The sequence below is a fragment of the Dehalococcoidia bacterium genome (assembly GCA_030648205.1).
Classification (GTDB): Bacteria; Chloroflexota; Dehalococcoidia; order JAUSIH01; family JAUSIH01; genus JAUSIH01.
In genome coordinates, this window is sequence record JAUSIH010000006.1 from 24446 (window position 1) to 43153 (window position 18708).

General features: G+C 64.2%; 16 protein-coding genes and 2 tRNA genes. 6 read left to right on the forward strand and 12 right to left on the reverse strand.

Annotated features, from left to right (window positions below; genetic code table 11):
* Positions 1 to 478: 478 nt before the first annotated feature.
* A complete protein-coding gene (locus Q7T26_00790; GenBank protein MDO8530697.1) occupies positions 479 to 1375 on the forward strand; it encodes a CoA ester lyase in 897 nt (298 codons plus the stop codon).
* Positions 1376 to 1402: 27 nt separating this feature from the next.
* On the opposite strand, the gene Q7T26_00795 is transcribed toward Q7T26_00790, so the two are convergent.
* Both Q7T26_00795 and Q7T26_00800 read right to left on the reverse strand, forming a co-directional pair.
* The gene (locus Q7T26_00795) at positions 1403 to 1621 is read right to left on the reverse strand and encodes a hypothetical protein (GenBank protein MDO8530698.1); all 219 of its coding nucleotides are present in this window, start codon (positions 1619 to 1621) and stop codon (positions 1403 to 1405) included.
* A gap of 98 nt (positions 1622 to 1719) precedes the next feature.
* On the reverse strand, positions 1720 to 3033 hold the full coding sequence (locus tag Q7T26_00800; GenBank protein ID MDO8530699.1) for a (Fe-S)-binding protein: 1314 nt from the start codon (positions 3031 to 3033) through the stop codon (positions 1720 to 1722).
* Positions 3034 to 3306: 273 nt separating this feature from the next.
* Between Q7T26_00800 and Q7T26_00805 the strand changes: the two genes are divergently transcribed.
* The 3 genes from Q7T26_00805 (at position 3307) to Q7T26_00815 (ending at position 4756) form a co-directional block, all read left to right on the forward strand.
* Positions 3307 to 4281 carry a response regulator gene (locus Q7T26_00805; protein MDO8530700.1) on the forward strand — a complete coding sequence of 325 codons (975 nt, stop codon included), beginning with the start codon at positions 3307 to 3309 and terminating at the stop codon, positions 4279 to 4281.
* A gap of 226 nt (positions 4282 to 4507) precedes the next feature.
* A tRNA-His gene (locus tag Q7T26_00810) sits at positions 4508 to 4583 on the forward strand.
* 96 nt (positions 4584 to 4679) lie between these two features.
* Positions 4680 to 4756: transfer RNA gene (locus Q7T26_00815), tRNA-Arg, on the forward strand.
* Between the two features lie 283 nt (positions 4757 to 5039).
* Here the strand turns inward: Q7T26_00815 and Q7T26_00820 are convergent.
* A complete protein-coding gene (locus tag Q7T26_00820) occupies positions 5040 to 5846 on the reverse strand; it encodes a hypothetical protein (protein MDO8530701.1) in 807 nt (268 codons plus the stop codon).
* Positions 5847 to 6369: 523 nt separating this feature from the next.
* On the opposite strand from Q7T26_00820, the gene Q7T26_00825 reads away from it, so the two are divergent.
* Complete coding sequence (locus tag Q7T26_00825; protein ID MDO8530702.1) at positions 6370 to 6594, forward strand: excisionase family DNA-binding protein; 225 nt, start codon at positions 6370 to 6372, stop codon at positions 6592 to 6594.
* Entirely contained in the window at positions 6542 to 6844 is a 303-nt protein-coding gene (locus Q7T26_00830; GenBank protein MDO8530703.1) for a hypothetical protein, read from the forward strand. The genes Q7T26_00825 and Q7T26_00830 overlap by 53 nt, the downstream gene beginning before the upstream one ends.
* Before the next feature lie 136 nt (positions 6845 to 6980).
* Here the strand turns inward: Q7T26_00830 and Q7T26_00835 are convergent, their stop codons facing one another.
* From Q7T26_00835 to Q7T26_00875, 9 genes are all read right to left on the reverse strand, one after another.
* Positions 6981 to 7562, reverse strand: coding sequence for a hypothetical protein (locus Q7T26_00835; protein MDO8530704.1), 582 nt, complete (start codon positions 7560 to 7562; stop codon positions 6981 to 6983).
* A 115-nt stretch (positions 7563 to 7677) separates the two neighbouring features.
* On the reverse strand, positions 7678 to 8658 hold the full coding sequence (locus tag Q7T26_00840; protein MDO8530705.1) for a D-2-hydroxyacid dehydrogenase family protein: 981 nt from the start codon (positions 8656 to 8658) through the stop codon (positions 7678 to 7680).
* Positions 8659 to 8704: 46 nt separating this feature from the next.
* A complete protein-coding gene (locus Q7T26_00845) occupies positions 8705 to 9214 on the reverse strand; it encodes a hypothetical protein (GenBank protein ID MDO8530706.1) in 510 nt (169 codons plus the stop codon).
* Positions 9215 to 9296: 82 nt separating this feature from the next.
* Positions 9297 to 9698 carry a hypothetical protein gene (locus Q7T26_00850; protein ID MDO8530707.1) on the reverse strand — a complete coding sequence of 134 codons (402 nt, stop codon included), beginning with the start codon at positions 9696 to 9698 and terminating at the stop codon, positions 9297 to 9299.
* Positions 9699 to 10203: 505 nt separating this feature from the next.
* Positions 10204 to 12546: a hypothetical protein gene (locus Q7T26_00855; protein MDO8530708.1), complete on the reverse strand. Its 2343-nt coding sequence runs from the start codon at positions 12544 to 12546 to the stop codon at positions 10204 to 10206.
* Between the two features lie 403 nt (positions 12547 to 12949).
* Complete coding sequence (locus Q7T26_00860; protein MDO8530709.1) at positions 12950 to 14935, reverse strand: alpha/beta fold hydrolase; 1986 nt, start codon at positions 14933 to 14935, stop codon at positions 12950 to 12952.
* A gap of 49 nt (positions 14936 to 14984) precedes the next feature.
* Complete coding sequence (locus Q7T26_00865) at positions 14985 to 15887, reverse strand: ABC transporter permease (GenBank protein ID MDO8530710.1); 903 nt, start codon at positions 15885 to 15887, stop codon at positions 14985 to 14987.
* Between the two features lie 8 nt (positions 15888 to 15895).
* Entirely contained in the window at positions 15896 to 16855 is a 960-nt protein-coding gene (locus tag Q7T26_00870) for an ABC transporter permease (GenBank protein MDO8530711.1), read from the reverse strand.
* Positions 16856 to 16941: 86 nt separating this feature from the next.
* Positions 16942 to 18690 carry an ABC transporter substrate-binding protein gene (locus Q7T26_00875; GenBank protein MDO8530712.1) on the reverse strand — a complete coding sequence of 583 codons (1749 nt, stop codon included), beginning with the start codon at positions 18688 to 18690 and terminating at the stop codon, positions 16942 to 16944.
* Between the last annotated feature and the right edge of the window lie 18 nt (positions 18691 to 18708).

The following is an 18708-nucleotide window of genomic DNA, read 5'->3' on the forward strand; positions in this document are numbered from 1 at the left end:
CGACGAGGGCTGGGGGTGTCTCACGATCAAACATTTACCGAAAGTGATGGCTGGCGTTGTTGGCTTCCGGGAATGATAGCGCATACATTGGTGTGGGTGCTCCGGCTCCCTTTCCTCCAGCGGCGCCCTGGGTTGCGGCCCAAGGCGCCGCTTCGTATCTATGGCCTCAGCACGGCGCGCGGGGCCGGGTCCTTTTCGCGTTGGGCTTCGTACCGCCCGGCCCGTGTGCCCGCGTCCGTCTGACCGGTTATCCCAAGACCAGGGCATGGCTTAGCGCTCTCTGTCGAAATGGGTAGGTCTGGCTGGAGGCGTGCGTCGCGAGCGTGCCGTCGGGACGTGACGATGCGACGAGGTGAGCCGCGTCTTGCCGCGGTGGGGAACTCAGGTATGTAGTGGACGAGTACAGGCCCTTGACGCACGCGGCCCCCGATAGTAGTGTAGGGTGCGCCGGGCGCACCCTACACTTAAGGAGGCTGTCATGCCCATTGATCCCAAGCCGCTCCGCTCCGTGCTGTACGTCCCCGGCAACAAGCCGGAATGGATGCGCAAGGCGCCCAAGTACGGCGCCGACGGGCTTGTCTTCGACCTGGAGGACTCGGTCCCGCCCGTCGAACGGCCCGCCGCCCGCAAGTTCGTGCGGGAGGCCCTGCGGGAGATGGGCGCGGAGCACACGCTGCTCGTGCGGGTGAACGGCATTGACACGGGCACGACCGCCGACGACCTTGAGGCCGTGGTCTGCAAGGGCCTGTACGCGGTCTTCCTGCCCAAGGCGCGCGGGCCGGAGGACGTGGTGGAGCTGGACGTGCTACTGTCCACCTTCGAGCGGCGCGCGGGCGTCGAGGTGGGCCGGACGATCATCGTGCCGGGGCTGGAGACGGCGCGAGCCATGCGCGAAGCCTACGAGGTGTTCACGGCGTCCAAACGGGTGGAGAACTGCGGGGCCGTCGTCTCGAACGGCGGCGACATCGCGAAGGCGCTGAGCCTCATGTGGACGCGGGACGCGAAGGAGAGCCTCTTCCTGCGCTCCAAGATCCTGCTGGACGCCCGCGCCGCGGGGACACGCTACCCCATGGGCGGCCTCTGGACGGACATCAAGGACCTGGACGGCCTGCGCGCCTTCGCCACGGAGATGCGGCACATCGGCTACACGGGGCTGCGGCTCATCCATCCCTCGCATGTGGCCGTGGTGAACGAGGTCTTCTCGCCCACCCCGGAGGAGATCGCCTACTGGCGGGGGCTGGTGGAGGCGCTTTCCGAGGCGGAGAAGCGCGGCACCACGGCCATCACGTACAAGGGCGACATGGTGGACACGGCGATGGTCCGCACGGGCACGCAGACGCTGGAGTTGGCGCGGAAGCTGGGGCTGATCAAGTAGCCCCAGGACACCCATGCGCGGGGCCTGTTACCTGAACAGCGCCTTCGGCCAGAAATACTCGTTCTTCTGCCAGTCCTGGATGCGTGCCCAGACGCCCTTGTCGTCCACGTGGTACACCATGCGCCCGTCCAGCACGTTCTGCCTGGCGGCCCACGCCTTGCGGGCGTTCTTGAAGTGGGCGGGCATGACCGCCTCGTCGGACGCGTCCATCTCGATGCACTTGATGGCCGAGTTGTATGTTCCCATGGCGTTCACCTCAATAGCCCGCACAGGACGGGCGATATTCTATGGATGGCGGCGCTTGCTTGCGTGGATACCTCACCCCCTTCTCCCTTCGGCTCCGCTCAGGGCGGTTGTTTAGGTGCTTCACTGTTTTCATACGCCTTCGCAAGCAGGTCGATGATGTGCATGACGCGGACGATCGATTTACGTTCCGCCAGGCCCGCCTGCATGTGCAGGAGACACCCCGGATTCGCGGTGACGATCACATCGGGGCGCGTGTCCAGCGCGCAGTCCAGCTTGCGCTCGCGCAGAGTGGACCCCATTCGGGGCTGAGTCAGGTTGTAGATGCCCGCGCTGCCGCAGCACAGGGCGCTCTCTCGCATCTCCACCAACTCCAGCCCGGGAATGCTCTGGAGCAGCCGCCGCGGCGCCGCCGTGATGCGCTGGGCGCTGGCCAGATGGCAGGCGTCCTGGTAGGCGGCGCGTATGTCCATGCGCTCCGGCGCTGGCCGGTCCGGCAGGGAGTCCAGGTACTCCGTCACGTCCCGCACCCGCGCGCTGAAACGCCGCGCCCGCTCACGCCAGGCCGCGTCGTCCTCGAACAGCTCGGGGTACTTCTTCAGCATGTTGCCGCATCCCGCCGCATTCACAACGATGGCGTCGGCGGGCGAACGCTCGAATGCGGCGATGTTCCGTTGCGCCAGGCGTCGCGCGCGCGCCACGTCGCCGGCGTGGGCGTGCAGCGCGCCGCAGCAGCCCTGGCCGTCGGTCGCCTCCACGCTGCGCCCGCACCGCATCAGCACGTCGACTGTGCGACGGTCGGTGTCGGCGAACAGGGTGCTCATGACGCACCCGGCGAAGAGGGCGGCCCGGGGCTTCCCCTGGCCCCACTCTTGCCCTCGCGGCACGAGGAAGTGCGTGGGGACGGGCGGCGTCAGGGCGTCGGCGGCGGCCAGGCCCAGGAGTCGCAGGAGTCCCGTGGCGCGCGCTGCGGTCTGGATGCCCGAGCGCTGGTAGAAGCGCAGCAGCCCTGCGGCGGCGCGGAAGAGTCCCATGCGGGGGAACACCCATGCCAGGGCAAGACGGCCCGCCACGGGCGGACGGGAGACTCGCGGCGCATCCGAGCGCAACGCGATTTGTATCTCCTCCATGCGGACGCCGGTGGGACAGATGGCGGTACACGCCTCGCAGACCAGGCAGCTCGCCTCGTGGCGGCGCAGGTCGGACGTGACCGGCAGGTGGCCTTCAGCCAGAGCGCGGGCCATGGCGATGCGTCCGCGCGGCGACTCCTCTTCCAGCATGGTCGCCTGATACGTGGGGCACACGGAGAGACAGAGGCCACACCGGATGCAGGCCAGCATGTTGTCGTACTGGCCTGTCAACGCGTCCTGTGTGCTCCGCCTTGCGGAGGCGTGGGCCTGTTGCGCTATCTCCATACGATAGTCTCATGATAGCACGCTCAGGGCGTCTGGCGATGCATTGATAGAGAAGACCGCGCGCAGTGAGGGAGCTGATACCAACCAAAAACATCAATTTTGCAAAGCGCTGAAGGCGTTCACATGCATTTGAAGAGTGAAATCGTACTATAAGTCGTGAAGTGTTCGCCGGAAGACTCGGAATCCGGCCTTGTGCTATCACCAGTCTTTTGGTAGGATTTGCCACACTGCCGGATAATCGCGAATGATTAGTGGGGAGGGCTTGTGCGTCAGATGGGGAAGTTGCCCGCCGAAGGAGACGGCGCCACGATCATCGTGGCCGACGATAGCGCCGCCCATCGGACGCGTCTTCAGAGCATTCTGACGTTGGCGGGATACCAGGTCCTGACCGCGCGGGACGGCCAGGAGGCCCTGGACCTGGCGTTCAGCAGGACTCCCGACCTCGTCCTTCTGGACGTGGCCATGCCCCGGCTGTCCGGCCTGGAGGTCTGCAAGCGGCTCCGCCAGGCGCCCCAGTTCCGCGAGACCCCTGTCGTGCTTGTCACACCCCGCTACGGACCGGTGAGCAAGGTCGAAAGCATTGAGGCGGACTGCGACGACCTGCTGACCAAGCCCGTGGACGCGGTCGAACTGGTGGCGCGCGTACGGTCGCTCCTGCGGCTCCGCCGTCTGCGAGAGGACCTGACGCGCACGGAGCGCATCGTCCTCGTCCTGGCGCGCGCCGTCGAGGCGAAGACTCCGGATATCCAGGGACATCTGGAGCGGATCGCCTCCTATGCCGAGATGCTGGGCCGGGAGGTGGGCCTCTCCGGGCGTTCGCTCCGGGAGATGCGCTTCGGAATGTTGCTGCACGACATCGGGAAGATTGGTGTCCCCGATGCCATTCTGGAGAAGGCGGGCGCCCTCACGCCGGAGGAGTATGAGGTGGTCAAGCGGCATCCTGCCGTGGGCTTCGACATCTGCCGGCCTCTGGTGGACAATCCGCTGGTGCTGGACGCCATCCGGCATCACCACGAGCGATGGGACGGCAAGGGCTATCCGGACGGTTTGAAGGGCGATGCCATTCCGATGGTTGCCCGAATCACGACCGTCGTGGACTCGTATGATGCCATGACCAGCGACCGCTCGTACCAGCAGGCCCGAACACAGGGCCTGGCGCTGGCGGAACTCCGCAGCCAGGCGGGCCGCCAGTTTGACCCGGCGCTCGTTGACGCCTTCCGCCGTGCGATAGAGCAACAGAAGCGGTAGCGGGCAGCCGCCGGGGCGTGGCCTGGAGCCTGTCCGATACTCGCCGCCCTGGTTCGACCCTTCGGCTTCGCTCAGGGCAGGCATGCTCACCATGAGCGACGAGTCGAAGCCGCTCGTCCTGAGCCCGTCGAAGGGCGAGCGAATGAGTACCCCCGGTTTTCGGATAGGCTCTTACCTTGACCGTATGTGGCCTGGATGCTACACTGGGCACTGTCCTGAAAACGCGGTGAGCGTTGCCTAGTGGTTAAGGCGCCTGGCTGTGGCCCAGGAGATCGAGGGTTCGAACCCCTCCGCTCACCCCATCCTCACCGCAACTCCCATCCAAGCTACCCCACAGACCGCTGATCGCCACCGGGCGGTTTGCCTCGTGACTACCCCAGCGCCTATAATGACGGCGTGCGCCCGTAGCTCAGCGGAACAGAGCGTCGGACTTCGAATCCGATGGTCGTGGGTTCGAATCCCACCGGGCGCGCCATTCTCCCCACGGAACTTGTCCAGACCTCCCCATGCTGAGTCTCTCCGCCGCGCGGACCCCGTCCCAGCCTGGCGCGGCCCTAATGAGGCGAACTGGCCCGCGGCTTGCCTGCGGCGACCTTGGGTAGCCTTGCTCCGTTTGCAAATGTGGCCACGCATGGTCAGGCCTCCTTCAGCTTGTCTGTCATGGTGCCCACCCTCCAGTTCTTGAACCTGCGTGAAGTCCTGTTGCCGTAGGGCTTGGCTTTCCGGTAGTCCGTCTCGACGAGGTGGTCATGTTTGTGCTAACGCTCGTTGAGCAGATGCATCAACTTCTCTCCGGCTTCCTTGAGCTTTGCGGGGTCTTCTCCAATGCTGTCTTTGATCCCCTTTGCGACAAAGCTCAAAAGTTTGTCGGTCTGAATCGTACGAAACGTCTTCGCCGCTTTGTCAATACCCCTTTGAGTAGCCCGCGAAAAAGCCATCCGGCATCTTGGTGAACAGGTCCGGGCATCGCGACGATGTTCCGGTTTGAACAGCTCGCCACATGCCGCGCACGTTCGAGCCAGTGGAGTCTTACCACTTATTTCTAGAGCGAACAGGCAATATAGAGCAGCTAACAGGCAGTCGGCAACCAACAAGATTTCCCCGTCCCTGAATCGCAAAAGCCTGGGTTTGACGTGCCCATCGGAGATTTGGTCAAGCTGGTCCCACACACCTCCTAAGCGCATATTGATCATGTCATATATGTAGTACAAAGCCGGGCCCGTAACATCGCCTTTTTGCCAAACTGCGCTCACGGGAGACCTTACTGCGTTCTCACCTTTTTTAGCGAGCCTTTCCATTAAGGAAAGCTTGTCGCTAATTTCATAGAAAGGGATAAGCAAATTCCTGTTCGCCGGATATATTGATGTAATCTTATCTTGTTGCTGACCCTGCGAGTCAGATATAAGCACTTCATTCTCGGAAGGCCAGGTCACGTACCGCATCAGTTGTCTTTGTTTAGACGTGTCTCCCTGGCTTGCCTCCCTAGCAATGTTCCACAACTTCAGCAATTCACGCATGCGCATGATTTCCACTCGCCAGAGTTGTGCGGGTTCGTGAGTTCCCACTGTGCCTTCTTTACGGTGTAGCGGAAATAGGTGTCTGAGATAGCCCCATTGGTTCGCAAATTGAAGGATGGAGTCATCGGTTCTGAGTGCGGCAAACCGATGATGTAGGTCCGTGACCCTGAGAGGGAAAACTGGGTTCCAGGAATCTCCGGGTGCCGTAGGGTCTGATATGTCCTTCCCAAGAGGGGCCAGGTTTATTGCGCCAAGTGGCGATTTGTACGTGACGAGCGGGGGATGACCTGGGGTTCTGGGGTAGAGAGGCGCGTATAGATAGCACGAAGGACAATACAGAGTCACCGCATGCTCGTGTGTCCATGGATGAACGCCTTCCTCGGTCCACTCGAAACCGGCTCTAGGCACGAACACTGAGCAAGAGAATTGGCCTCTGACAAATCCTGGTAATGCAGGCAAGTTCTTCCTCGTCGCCTCTGTTGTTACGTTTCGTGACACTACAAGTATAGCACACTCCGTTACACGGTGCGATACTGGAAGCGAGTGAAGCTCACCTAAGGAGGCCGTCGTGATGGAAGATACCGAGAAGTTGGTTATCAGCGTGGACGAAGCAGCCAAGTTGCTCGCTCTGAGCCGCTCTTCAGCCTACGCTGGGGTAAAAAACGGGCAAATACCTTCAATCAAAGTAGGTCGCAGAATACTTATCCCAAGGGCGGCCCTCCTGGCGAAGTTGGCGGGCGGCGGTGCGGCGCAGGGCAGCGGGGCGGAAGGTGCGCGGAGCGATGGGCGCTCCTAACGAGGCCGCTCCAGCGCAGGAGGCCGCCAACGAGCCGCGACTGGGCGGGATGACGCCGCGCAAGCGCCTAAGCGTGGCGCTGGACTGCCTCTTGTGGCTGGATGAGTATCTGCCTGGCCTGTTGCCGCCGGACTCTCCGGCGTGGGAGCACCTGCGCGAGTTGCGGCGCGAGGTGGAGCGGCTTATGGAGGGCGGGACGGGGCAGGCGGAGTCTGCAAAGGCGGGCGATGATGCCGATGCCACTCGTTAGTTACGCCGAACGGCTCATGGTCGCCTTGCGGTGCGGCCAAGGTGTCGGCCAAGGCCTGCTCCATCATGAAGCGCGCTCTACCATCTTCATGCGCGGTCTCTCCAACGCCCGGTTCCCGTCCCGGCTTGGCGCGGCCCTAATGAGGCGAACCGGCCCTCGGCTTGTCTGTGACACCTTTGGGTGTCCTCGCGACGGCCAGGTCGGCGTGGCAGATGAGCTGGCCTTCGGGACTGTCCGGCTCCACATCCACCTTGGGGCTGTGGGCCATGATGATAAAGACGATGTCCATTGGCAGCCCCGCCAGCAACGCAAGGTGTCCCCCGTATGCGCCGTGGACGATCTTCTCCGACAGCGCGGAGTGCTTGGCCTTGTCGCCCGTCCCTTCGTACATGACTATCTTGTCCACGTCGTGCAGCAGAGCGCCGGCGATGACGTAGTCGAAATTGAGCTTTGTCCCGTACACCTGCTGGAGCTGCTGGCCTATTGCGTAGGCGGAGCCGGTCACCGCGTTGACGTGCTTCAGCAGGGAGTCCTCCGGCCTGCCGACGCCCATGGGGGCGTCCTCCAGGCGCTTGTAGGAGCTTTCCTTCCAGGCCATGTACCAGGTCTTGACGACTCCCTCTCGCAGGCTGGCGTCCTTGATTTTCGCCAGCGCCGGAAACGCCTTTCCGATGGCTTTCCTGGCGTCCGCTGGAACGTTGGCGACGGGCTTTGCCATGATTCTCTCCTCCTTTGGTCTTCTCCGCTTCTGAAATCAAATAGGCCTGGGATTGGCGTCCCTTTCGGAGCCGACGGTCGTGAGTTCACATCTCGGCTTCACCGGCCTCTCGCGCCTACCGCCGCCTTGCGGGTGAGTCCAGCACCTCCGGATTGAGCACCCGCAGCGGCTTGCCGTCCACGAACGACAGGATGCTCTCGATCGCATCCGTGTAGTAGGTGTGGTAGGAATCCTCGGTCACGTAGCCGAGGTGTGGTGTCAGGACAGTGTTCCGCGCCGTCAGCAGCGGATGCCCCTTGGGCAACGGCTCCTGGTCGAAGGTGTCGAGCCCCGCGCCCGCTATCGTCCCGTCGTTCAGCGCGCTCACCAGCGCGGCCTCGTCAACGATTGGCCCGCGCGACGTGTTGATGAGGTAGGCGGTCCGCTTCATCAGCGCCAGGTCGTCCGCGCCCAGCAGGCCCCGCGTGCGCGGACTCAGCCGGAGGTGGATGGTGACCACGTCTGACGTCTGAAGCAGCTCCAGCTTGGACACGAACCTCGCGCCGCACTCCGCGGCGCGCGCCGCCGTGAGGTTCTGGCTCCACGCCACGACGTGCATCCGCAGCGCTTGCGCTATTTGCGCGATGTGTGAGCCAATGGTGCCGAGGCCGATGACCCCAAGGGTTTTTCCACCGAGCGCCACGCCCACCGTCCGCTGCCAGTGGCCCTCCCGCACGGTGCGGTCTTCCTTCGTGATGTGCCGCATCACCGCAATCATCAGGCCGATAGTCAGATCGGCGGTGCTCGTGCTCGTCCCTCCGGTGTAGCTTACGACAATACCCAGCTTCGTCGCCGCATCCGTGTCAAAGGAAGCGTTGCGGCGGCCCGTGGTCACGAGCAGCCGCAGCGACGGCAGTTGCCTCAGGAGCGAGTCGGGGAACGGCGTCCGCTCGCGCATGGCGATGACGAAATCAAAGTCGTGGAGCCGCTTCGCGACCGCGCCCTCGTCCTCCAGGTGGTCGCGGAAGAACACGACCTCGTGGGCGCGCAGCAGGCTCCAGTCGGCTATCCGCCGCGCGACATTCTGGTAGTCGTCGAGCACAGCTATGCGCGCCATTGCGTTACTCCTTCGGTCGTTAGCGCCGCAGGCCCCGCGGCGTCCCCTATTTTGGCAGAAGCGGCTCGCAGACGTCAACCCACCGCGCGACGCGCCTGCCCAGGGCGTCGGCCAGGCGCGCGTCCAGCGGCGCGTCCAGCGGCAGCGTCTCGTGGAGGCGCGTCCAGCTCTTCGTCCACTCCTCCGGCTCAATGCGCGGCCCCAGCGCCTGCATCAGCTCGCCCGCGTGCGCCACGAGGCCCGCGAGCAGGGCGCGGTTCCGCTCGCCGTCCCGGCCCTCGAAGTGGAGGCCGACTTCGATGACGCCCTGTCCGGCGGGTTGGCCGCGGCGCTGCACCCAGACCTCGTAGTGGACCGTCGTGTCGCCGAAGTGGAGCTGAAGCAGGCTGAAGCGGATGCGGGAGTCGGCCTTGCGCGCCAGTCCGGGCGGGAGCGCGGCCAGCGCCGCCGATTCCACGAGCCGCAGGAAATCCCGCGTGCCCAGCCCCGCGTGCGGGCGGTCGCGGCGCGCCTTGCGAACGCCCGCATAGCGCGCGGGTGTCTGCTTTGGGGCCAATATCTCACCTTCATGTCAGACTATTGGGATAGCGGCGGTCCTCGTCTCCTAGCGGCCTTTCCGTCGTCGCTTCCCCACAGCCTCAAGGGTACCCGGTGAACGCCACAAACAGCCTGGTCTTGGGCGCGGACCAGTCGCCGGAAACGTAGGTCTTCTCGCTATTCTTGCTGGGGTCTTTGAGGTTCGTGTACTTGTATTTGTACTCGATGCTGGTGACGTACTTCTGCACGTCGGGACCGTCCTTGGCGAAAGACGGGAGTGGAACGTTTGACAGCACCATCCTTGCGGTGATGAGTTTACGCGTGTTGTCATCAAAGCCCTGCCGGTCAAGTCGCCACCAGGTGTACGTGGCGGACAGGAGCGTCTGGCCATCCGCGGAGACCGTGCCCGTCAAGTCCTGGGTATACCCGAACTCCCCCTGGCGCACGGAGTCCTTGAACGAGAAAGTAGCCCCGCTCCAGGTAATGGCAGGCATGGTCTGCAAGTAACGCCCGCCCCTCACCTCGGCTTCACTATAGCCGAAGGGTGTTGAGATGCTATCGGAGGCGCCGTCACCACCAATAACAGCATCACCGAGCCCGCTGGCGCCACTGACAACAGCAGCGAACCTCGTAGCCTTCTGCAGCTCGGCCAAGCGGTTTGGGAGTGCCGGGGCAACGGCGGGCGCGGGCGTTGGTGACACGGCTGGCCGCGCAGGCGTCGGGGTTGGCGCTGACGCAGTCGCCGCGGGGCGGGACACGGGCACGGGGGTCTCGTCCCCAATTGTGATTCTGATACGGTCACAGCCGGAGGCGAGCAGAACCAGAAGCGTGACCACGAGAAGAGCGGGAAGGGCTACGTGGTGCGACCTCACGGCGTCCTCCTTCTTAAGGCGATGTTGCCTGGGCAGCTTCCAGCGTCCGGGCGCGCGGGGCTGTGAGACCAGCCCCTGACTCGGCGCGGCCTGCCCTTCAACGTGCGCCCCTTGCGGCCCCGTCCTACCGGGCCAGCTACTCCCACGCGTACGTGTACATCGTGCTACTATTGCCGCCAATCGTCCCTGCACTGTAGGTGACGACCATCTCCTGGCCTCTGGAGCCATTGGGCACTTTCCAGTCTATCGCTTGTGATTTCGGGGGCGGTGAGGGTTGCGTGGCTGTGTTGTAGCGCACCTCCACGGTCCCGTACGGACTAGCGCTTTGGAACGCCAATTGGAGCGATATGCCGGTGTAGACATAGCCTGTGTACTCCAGGTTTCCTGGCACCCCTATGCACCCCCCCGCGGCCTTTACACTGGCAGTTCCGGTAACCGGTACCATCTGACCAGGCGTCAGACGTCCAGGGGGCGCGGCGGAAAAGGAGTGAGAGCTTTGATACACGATCTCGGTATTCTTTCCATTGCAGAAATCTGCCTGCTTCGCGCTGCCCGTTGCCGTTAGCCCGCCGCTCACCTGGAAACCGGAAAGTCCACGGTAACCTTCGGGGAATTTTTCGACGCTTGCTTCTGTTTTCTTGAGCACCCAGGGCGGGCCCCTGCCGGTGGTTGGCGTGGGGGTAGCGGTTGGCGTTGGCGTTGGCGTGCCCGATTCGTAACGGACTGTCACGTACCGGAAGTCCACGTATTCCCAGTCCTTTCCGACCTTGCCGTAGACAGCGAACCCCAGTTTGTTATCGCCGGGTACGAGGGTGAAGCGCCCCGAGGCATCCGGATTGAGCTTCTGCCCGTCGCGATAGATAGCAATCCTTATACCTTCTTCGAGGTTGCCGATCCTCACTGGGCTGATGGCGATCACCGTGCCGTTATTCAGCGGCTGCACGTTGCCATCCTTGTCAACGTAACCCAGGGTGTACTTCGGGAAGCGGTCGTTGCCGATGGTACCGCTCTTGACCTCCGCCCAGCGGCGCGCGATGAGGCTCCAGTCCACGGTGGCCGTCTTGGCGGCGTACTGGATGGTCTCATAGGCCTTGCCTCTGCCAGCCTTGATCTCCTTTTCGTTCGCCCCCGAGTTGTACGGCTTGAACTTGCCGTTCACAAACTCGATGCGCCGGTCGTTGTCGCCCGGATAGTTGGGGTCGGCGATGTAAATCTGGTTGTCCTTGATACAGTAGCCAATCATGTCGTGCCCGCCGCCCTTGCTGGAAAAGAGGCCTACCTCCTGCGGCTCGCCGGTGAGCTGCATGGAGTAGGCGAACGCCTTGAAGGTCAACTCGTCATCCACGCCAGCCAGGTTTTCTTGGAGCTTGTTGGCGAAGCTGTCCCAGTTGATGTCCTTCTGAATGACCGAGGCGAAACGATAGCCGTAGCTGTCGTCCTCCCATATCTCCGGCGTAGCGGGGGTGAGACGGTTGTTGTCATAGCGGTCGTACAGTGTCAAGTCCTTGCCGTCCGGCTGGGTCACATAGTACCAGAGGGCGGTGAGAGCCTGGCCGGCGCAGTGGCCGCCGGGCTCGATGTACGAGCCGCGATTGACGAATTGCCAGTCGTCAATCCCTGGGCGGAATCCGCTGTCAATGTCCTTTTTCAGCGGTATGGAATCAATGACACTGATGATGACATTCGAGTAATGGTAGGTCCCCACGGTCACTGAACTGGCGCTCATCGCCAGGAGCGGCAGGCCCTCCAGCTTGCCGGTCTTGTCGTCATAGAGGAAGCCCATGGCGAACTCGCCCGGGGCCAGCGTCACCGGCACCGTCAACCTCATCATCTCGCCGGAATAGCCGCCGCCGTTGTCCACCGTGATGAGCGGTGAGGCGGCCTTGAAGTCCTTGAAAGTGACGCCGATCACGGGAGCGTAGGAGACCTTGAAGGCGCGCTTGTCCGGATATGCGTTGGCTGGTACGGTCACCTTCAGACCATTCACGGAGTCACCGGGGCGGGTGTACTCGATCTGCCCGCCGGCCGGGGGCACCTCCGTCGAGGCTACGGTGACGGTCTGACCGACGGTAATCTTGCCCGTAGCGGACTGGCGGGTGCCGGGCGGGGGCGGCGGTGGCTTGGGCGGGCGGGAAACAGGCCAGGAGGGCAGAGGGTCGTTCGCCGCGGGCAGGGAGAGACCTGACGATGGTGACGGCGCAGGCTGTGGCGTTGGGGCGCGGGCCACGGGGGCCGCGGTGGGCGCAGGGGCTGGTGGGACAAGCGCCGCAGGAGCCGCAGTGGGCGCGGGCCGAGGCGTGGGTGGAGGCGCAGGCGTCGGGGTTGGCGCCAGCGCGGGCGACGCAGAAGTCGCAGGGCGGGACACGGGCACGGGGGTCTCGTCCCCGAATTCGATTTTGATAAGGTTACAGCCGGAGACGAGCAGAACCAGGAGCGGGACCACGAGAAGAGCGGGAAGGGCTACGTGGTGCGACCTCATGACGTCCTCCTTCTTAAGGCGATGTTGCCTGGGCAGCTTCCCGCATCCGTGCGCGCGGGGCTGTTAAGACCAGCCCTTGACGCGGCATGGATGCTAACTCTACCCGACGCAGTACCTACTATGGCGCTGAGGCCGGTCGCACCCTTCCCTATTGCTGGCGGCCTTTTGTCATCCTCCTTTTTGTCGTCACGCTCCGCTCATGGTGAGCCTGCCTGCCCTGAGCAGAGCCGAAGGGTCGAACCGTGAGCGAGACTTTTCCGTGGCGCTCCCGCCCGCAACGACGTGGCGCACCCTCCCAAGCCCGCTGACCTGCCCATGACTGGGGCCAATTCTATCACGAGGATTGAGGGACGGCGATGGCAGCCAGCGCAACGCCTCCCCCCTTGCGGACCGTTCCGCTTACCTAGCCCCGCGACGGCAGGACGACCACCGAGTTGCCCGGCGCGGTGATCTCGCCCCGCTGGTTCTCCGCCCAGACGTCGCACGCCACCAGGTGCTCGTTGCCCTCGACCCACTTGCGCGTCACCTTGCCCTTGCACCACTGCACGTCCCCTTCGATGTTCGGGCGGCGTACCTCGGCGTAGAACTCCTTGACCCAGCCGTCGTCGCCAACCCAGTTCGTCACGATGTTGGCGACCCACGAGACGCGCTGCGGGCCGTAGTCATACCAGCCAGGGAATCCGATGCGGATGGCGAAATCGTCGTCCATGTGCACGGCCTCAGGGCAGTCCGGCACGTTGAGCTTGTTCCGGATGGGGATGCCCGGGTGGCGCTTCATCATCCAGTAGCGTACCTCGTTGGCGCGAATATGGTGTACAAGCTGGCTGCCCCAGCCCATTTTGAAGGCGACGACGTCCGACATGGTGAGCGGGCCTTTGACCACCGGCCTCAGATCGTCTCCCACTTTGACGTCCTCCCAGTAGCGGGGCGTCGCGCCGCGGACCTCCTCCGCCTCAATGCCCTTCCATATCTCCTGCAGCTCCGCCTCGGTCCACTTGTGCTTGGTGACTCCTTGGTACTTTCCCTTATCGCTGGCCGTCTTGCGCTCCGATCGAACAAAGAACTCATACAGCGTCGAAAGCAGATCGCCTTTTTGATTGCGGAAGTTCTTGAACCATGTCTGGATGAATGTCCGCCCCGCGAAGCTGCTGCTCTTCTTCTCCACCAGGTCATGCAGTCCTCCGGTGGTGACGATGGTTTCGCCCGCGCGGATGGGCTTATAGTTGACGAAGCGGACGCCCGCGTGCAGGGCGTGGATACCCGGCATGCCCACGCGGCCGGCCCTGCCCTCGCAGCTCAGCAGGAAGCTGAACGGCGCGGTGACGCCGCCGAAGCGCGTCTTCTTCCCATACTCCTCGTCCTGGTACAGCGGATTCATGTCGCCGATGCCCTCAACCCAGTGGCGGATCGAGTCTTTGCCCGCCTCGGCGTTCCACTGTCCCTTGGTGGAGAACTCCTTACCCTTGACGGCGAGAAGCTCGTTAACCATCTCCTGAGTGATTTTGGCCTCTGTGCCTTGCTTGACCTCGGCTTCCATGGTGTGCCTCCTTGGGGTTGGGTATATGGGCCGCTCGGAGTCTAGCACCGCCCGTGGGTGTGGCGCAAGGACACGGGCCAGGCGCTGCCGGAACCACTCCACGCCTGTGCGGACCATGTGCTGGATGCTCGCGTTGTCCAGGAAGAGGTGCTCCGCGCCCGGTACTAGCTCCAGCTTCCGGGGGCCGCCCGCGTTGTCGTACAGGGCCTGCGTGTTGCGCGGAGGGACGACATCGTCCCGCGCGCCCTGGACGAAGAGCGCGGGCACGCGGACCTGGCGGATGATCTCCGTCGCGTCGTACTTGCGGAAGTCCTCCAGGAAGTTGTAGCGGACGCGGACGTGGCCCTTGGGGTACAGGGGGATATCGGCGACCCCCTGGCGTTTCCAGCGCTTCACCATGTCGGGCTCGAAGAGGTGCTGCAAGTCCGGGTGCGCGGGTGCGGCGATGGTCATCAGCGCCTTCACGCGCGTGTCCGACGCGGCGACGGCGATGCAGGCCACGCCTCCCAGCGAGTGGCCCGCCAGGCCGATGCGCTGTCCGTCAACGTTCGGGTCGGCCTCTAGGAAGTTGATCGCCGCGAAGGTGTCCTCAATCTGATGGGTGAGCAGCATGTCCTCACAGCTTCCATCGCTCTCGCCGATGCCGTCCGCGTAGTCGAAGCGCAGGCATGCGAAACCGGCGTCGCGCAGGGCCTGGGCAAGCCGGACCAGATACTTGACCTCTTTGAAGCCGGTGAAGCCGTGGCAGAGGACGACGGCGGGAAGCTTGCCGGTGGACGCGTCGGGCTTCTCCAGAAGGCCCACGAGTGTCTGGCCGCGAAGGTTGGGGAAGGTGACGCGCGTGGTGGGCATACGCCCAGTGTACTACAAGCTGGCGCGGGGCCAGTGCCCCTTCCGGCGGCTAGTTCCGCAGGCGCGGGTCCAGCACGTCGCGCAGGGCGTCGCCCAGCAGGTTGAACCCGAAGACCGTCAGGCTGATGGCGATGCCGGGGAAGAGCACCATCCACGGCGCGCGCTCCGCGAACTGCCGGGCCGCTCCGGAGAGCATGTTGCCCCACGTCGCCGTCGGCGGCGGCGGGCCTGCGCCCAGGAAGCTGATGGACGCCTCTACGACAATGGCGAATCCTATCCCCGCCGTAGCGATAATCAGATAGGGAGCGGTGCACTGAGGCAGGATGTGCAGGAAGAGGACGCGGGCGTGGCTGGCGCCCACGGCGCGGGCCGCATCCACGTACTGCGCCTCCTTGACCGAGAGCGCCACCGATCTCACCACGCGGCTGGACTGGGGTATGAGCACCACGGCGATGGCAAGCACTACGTTATTCACCGACGCGCCGAGGGTGGCCGCGATAATCAGCGCCAGCACCAGAGTAGGGAACGCCATGAGCGCGTCCACGAGCCGTTGCAACAGGGTGTCGAAGCCGCCGCCTAGATAGGCGCTCACGAGTCCGAGCAGCGAGCCGAATGTCGTGCCGAGGGCGACGGCCGTGAGACCCACGTAGACGGAAACCTGCGAGCCCCAGATGATGCGGCTGAGCTGGTCGCGGCCCAGGTTGTCGGTCCCGGCGGGAAACCCGGTCCGCGGCGAGAGGAAGAGCTTGCCCGGCAAGATGTCGGAGGGGTCGTACGGCGCAAGCAGGGGCGCGAGCAGGGCCGTGGCCAGGGACGCAATGACCAGCAGCGCGCCCACGCCGCCGAGGGGCTTTCGCCGGACGAAGGACGCGATGCTCCTCAGTACGCGGGCGGCCAGCCTGAGCGGGTTGGCGGGGACGGTCGTGCGGGTTGTCGCGTTGTCCAGGCGCATGTGCGTCGCTACCTGTACCGGATGCGCGGGTCAAGCCACCCGTACAGCAGGTCAACCCCAAGGTTAATGAGCATGAACCACAACGCAATGAGCAGGATAATAGCCTGGACCATGGGATAGTCCCTGTCCAGTATGCTGCTGACCAGCGCGGTGCCCAGGCCGGGGAGGGCGAAAAGCCACTCCATGACCACAGTTCCGCCCAGCAGGCCGCCGAACTGGAACGCGCTGATGGTGATGACCGGCAGCAGGGCGTTGCGCAGCATGTGGCGCAACACGACCACCCGCTCGCGCAGGCCCTTGGCCCACGCGGTGCGCACGTAGTCCTGGCGCAGCACCTCCAGCATGGTGGAGCGGGTCATGCGGCTCACCACGGCGGCGTAGAAGTAGCCCATTGCCACTGAGGGGAAGATGATGATCTGAAGGTTGCCCCAGGGGTCGGCGAAGATGCTTTTCCAGCCGATGGGGGGCATCCATTCGAAGAAGAGGACCAGCGCGAGGATGATGATGCTGCCTATCCAGAAGGGAGGCATGGTAAGCCCGCCGATGGTGAAGATGCGCAGGAAATAGTCCAGCGGCGTGTCCTGGCGCAGCGCCATGATCATGCCCAGAGGCAGCGCGATGAGCAGCGACGCGGCCAGGGTGACCATCGCCAGCTCAAACGTCACGGGTAGGCGGCGGACCATCTCATCGCGGACGGAGAGGCCGGTGAAAAGGGAATCGCCCAGGTCCAGCCGCACTGCGTTGCTTATCCACGACAGGTACTGGACATGGATAGGCTGGTTCAGCCCCAGTCGGGTGCGCACGTTCTCCAGGTCGGCCTGGGTGTACCGGCCCTGGCCCTCCGGTCCCGCAAGGATGAGCACGGCCACGTCCCCGGGCAGCACGCGGAGGACGGTGAAAATGACGGCGGACACCAGCAACAGGGTGGGGATAAAGAGCAGGAAGCGCCGGGCCAGATACTGCGGCATTGAGTCCTCAGAAGCATTTCATGAGCGCGTCAGTGGGAGAAGCGTCCGGAGGCAGATTAGCTTGCTAGTCTGCCTCCGGGTGGGTCCTACTGCGCGATCCAGAGCCGTTCATACCAGAAGTTGTCCCCTACGATGCCGGGATGCGTCCAGCCCCGGACCTCCGGCAAAGTGGCGTGGATGTACATGGATTGGTAGACTGGAATGGCGGGAGCCATCTCCCACAGGCGCTCCTGGAGCTGGTCAACGACCTTCTTGCGCTCGACGGGGTCCACGATCAAGCCCTGTTTCTGGTAGAGCTCGTCTACCTTCGGGTCGCTGAGGCCCGTGTAGTTGCCCTCATCACCCGTTGTCCAGACGGACAGAAGCGCCTGGGGGTCGTAGAGGACCGGTTGCGTGGGCCCCTCCGTCAACGTGAACCGCCCTTCGCGCATGGCGGGCAGCCACTCGACGGGGTAACGAGTGAGTTTTGCGGTAACGATGATGCCTATCTTGGCGAGCTGCTTGGTTTCCACCGCCAGACGGAACTCATAGCCGGTGAGGTCGGGCAGCAGGGATTCGGCACGGAAGCCGTCGGGATATCCCGCCTCCTTCATGAGGCTCTTTGCGGCGGCGATGTCCGCATCCGTGGAGCCGCGGTACGCGGGGATTTTCTTGAGCGTATCTTCCGGCAGGGACCACGTCAGGCCGGCGGGCCCGGTGAAGTCCCCCTTGAATCCAATACCCTCGTGCGCGATGTCGACAATCTCCTGCTGATTCAGTACCATGGCCGCCGCCTGGCGGACCCGCAGGTCCTTGAACGGGCCTGACCGCGTATTCAACCACAGGTACTGGATTGCAGTCGTCCCGTGGCGTTCGATGGACACTCCCGGTACGCGTTGCGCAAGGAGGTCCGCCTCCGACTTGGTAAGACCGCGCGTCCCGAAGCCGGTGAAGTTCACACGTCCCGTCCGCAGCGCCGCGAACTGCGTCGCAGCCTCGCGGATGACGAGCCAGCGGTGGCCGTCCAAATAGGGAAGCTGGGGGTCGTAGTATTTGTCATTGCGGACGAACTCAAGCTTTACGTCGTCTTCGCGGGCGCTGAACTTGAAGGGGCCGCTGCCAACGGGCTTTTTCTCCAGCGCCTTCTGGTCCTTGGAGACGATGTGCGCGGGAACAATGGACGTGGTGGGAAGAGCGAGGAAGGACAGCATCCACGGCGACGGCTGCTTCGTGATGATCACCACTGTCCGTTCGTCGGGCGTCTCCACCCTCTCGACGGCGGACATCACGCGCTTGTAGGGGCTGATGATGCCGCCGGGCGCGTCCCGCATGCGCTCGATCGTCGCCTTCACGTCCGCGGAGGTCACGGGCTGGCCGTCGTGGAACTGGAAGCCGGTCTTCAGCCGGAACGTCCACTTCTGGGCCGTAGCGTCCGACTCCCATTTCTCGGCGAGCTGCCCGATGAGGACGCGCTCTTTCGGCAGGCGCTGCGAGTCAATCGCGGTAAGCCGGTGGAACGTGCTGGCCAGGGCCTCGCTGGGGAGGACGCTGGTCTCCTGGTTGGGGTCCAGCGTGCGCCCAATGCTGGTCATGTAGGCCACCATCCAGCCGCCGCGCTTTGGCGCATCCGCCCTGGACGCCGGCGTGGGCGTGGCGGGTGGAGGCCGGGTGGCGGGGGCCGGAGTCGGGAATACCTCGCGTGCGGTGGCCGTGGGAGACGGCGACGGCTGCGCGACCGCCACGGTGGGCGCCGCCTGGGGTGCGGCGGAGGGCGGCTTCGCGGGTGTGGGCGCGCAGGATACGGCGAGCAGGCCCACGGCTGCGACCGCGGACAGGAGACGGCGCGTGACTTTCATACGATGGCCCTTTCCGTG

What these genes read in the sequence shown, in the direction of transcription:
- Q7T26_00865 (MDO8530710.1), bottom strand. Translation starts at nt 15,887, where the DNA reads ATGCGCCTGGACAACGCGACAACCCGCACGACCGTCCCCGCCAACCCG.
- Q7T26_00835 (MDO8530704.1), bottom strand. Translation starts at nt 7,562, where the DNA reads ATGGCAAAGCCCGTCGCCAACGTTCCAGCGGACGCCAGGAAAGCCATC.
- Q7T26_00790 (MDO8530697.1), top strand. Translation starts at nt 479, where the DNA reads ATGCCCATTGATCCCAAGCCGCTCCGCTCCGTGCTGTACGTCCCCGGC.
- Q7T26_00855 (MDO8530708.1), bottom strand. Translation starts at nt 12,546, where the DNA reads ATGAGGTCGCACCACGTAGCCCTTCCCGCTCTTCTCGTGGTCCCGCTC.
- Q7T26_00870 (MDO8530711.1), bottom strand. Translation starts at nt 16,855, where the DNA reads ATGCCGCAGTATCTGGCCCGGCGCTTCCTGCTCTTTATCCCCACCCTG.
- Q7T26_00840 (MDO8530705.1), bottom strand. Translation starts at nt 8,658, where the DNA reads ATGGCGCGCATAGCTGTGCTCGACGACTACCAGAATGTCGCGCGGCGG.
- Q7T26_00800 (MDO8530699.1), bottom strand. Translation starts at nt 3,033, where the DNA reads ATGGAGATAGCGCAACAGGCCCACGCCTCCGCAAGGCGGAGCACACAG.
- Q7T26_00860 (MDO8530709.1), bottom strand. Translation starts at nt 14,935, where the DNA reads ATGCCCACCACGCGCGTCACCTTCCCCAACCTTCGCGGCCAGACACTC.
- Q7T26_00795 (MDO8530698.1), bottom strand. Translation starts at nt 1,621, where the DNA reads ATGGGAACATACAACTCGGCCATCAAGTGCATCGAGATGGACGCGTCC.
- Q7T26_00875 (MDO8530712.1), bottom strand. Translation starts at nt 18,690, where the DNA reads ATGAAAGTCACGCGCCGTCTCCTGTCCGCGGTCGCAGCCGTGGGCCTG.
- Q7T26_00825 (MDO8530702.1), top strand. Translation starts at nt 6,370, where the DNA reads ATGGAAGATACCGAGAAGTTGGTTATCAGCGTGGACGAAGCAGCCAAG.
- Q7T26_00805 (MDO8530700.1), top strand. Translation starts at nt 3,307, where the DNA reads ATGGGGAAGTTGCCCGCCGAAGGAGACGGCGCCACGATCATCGTGGCC.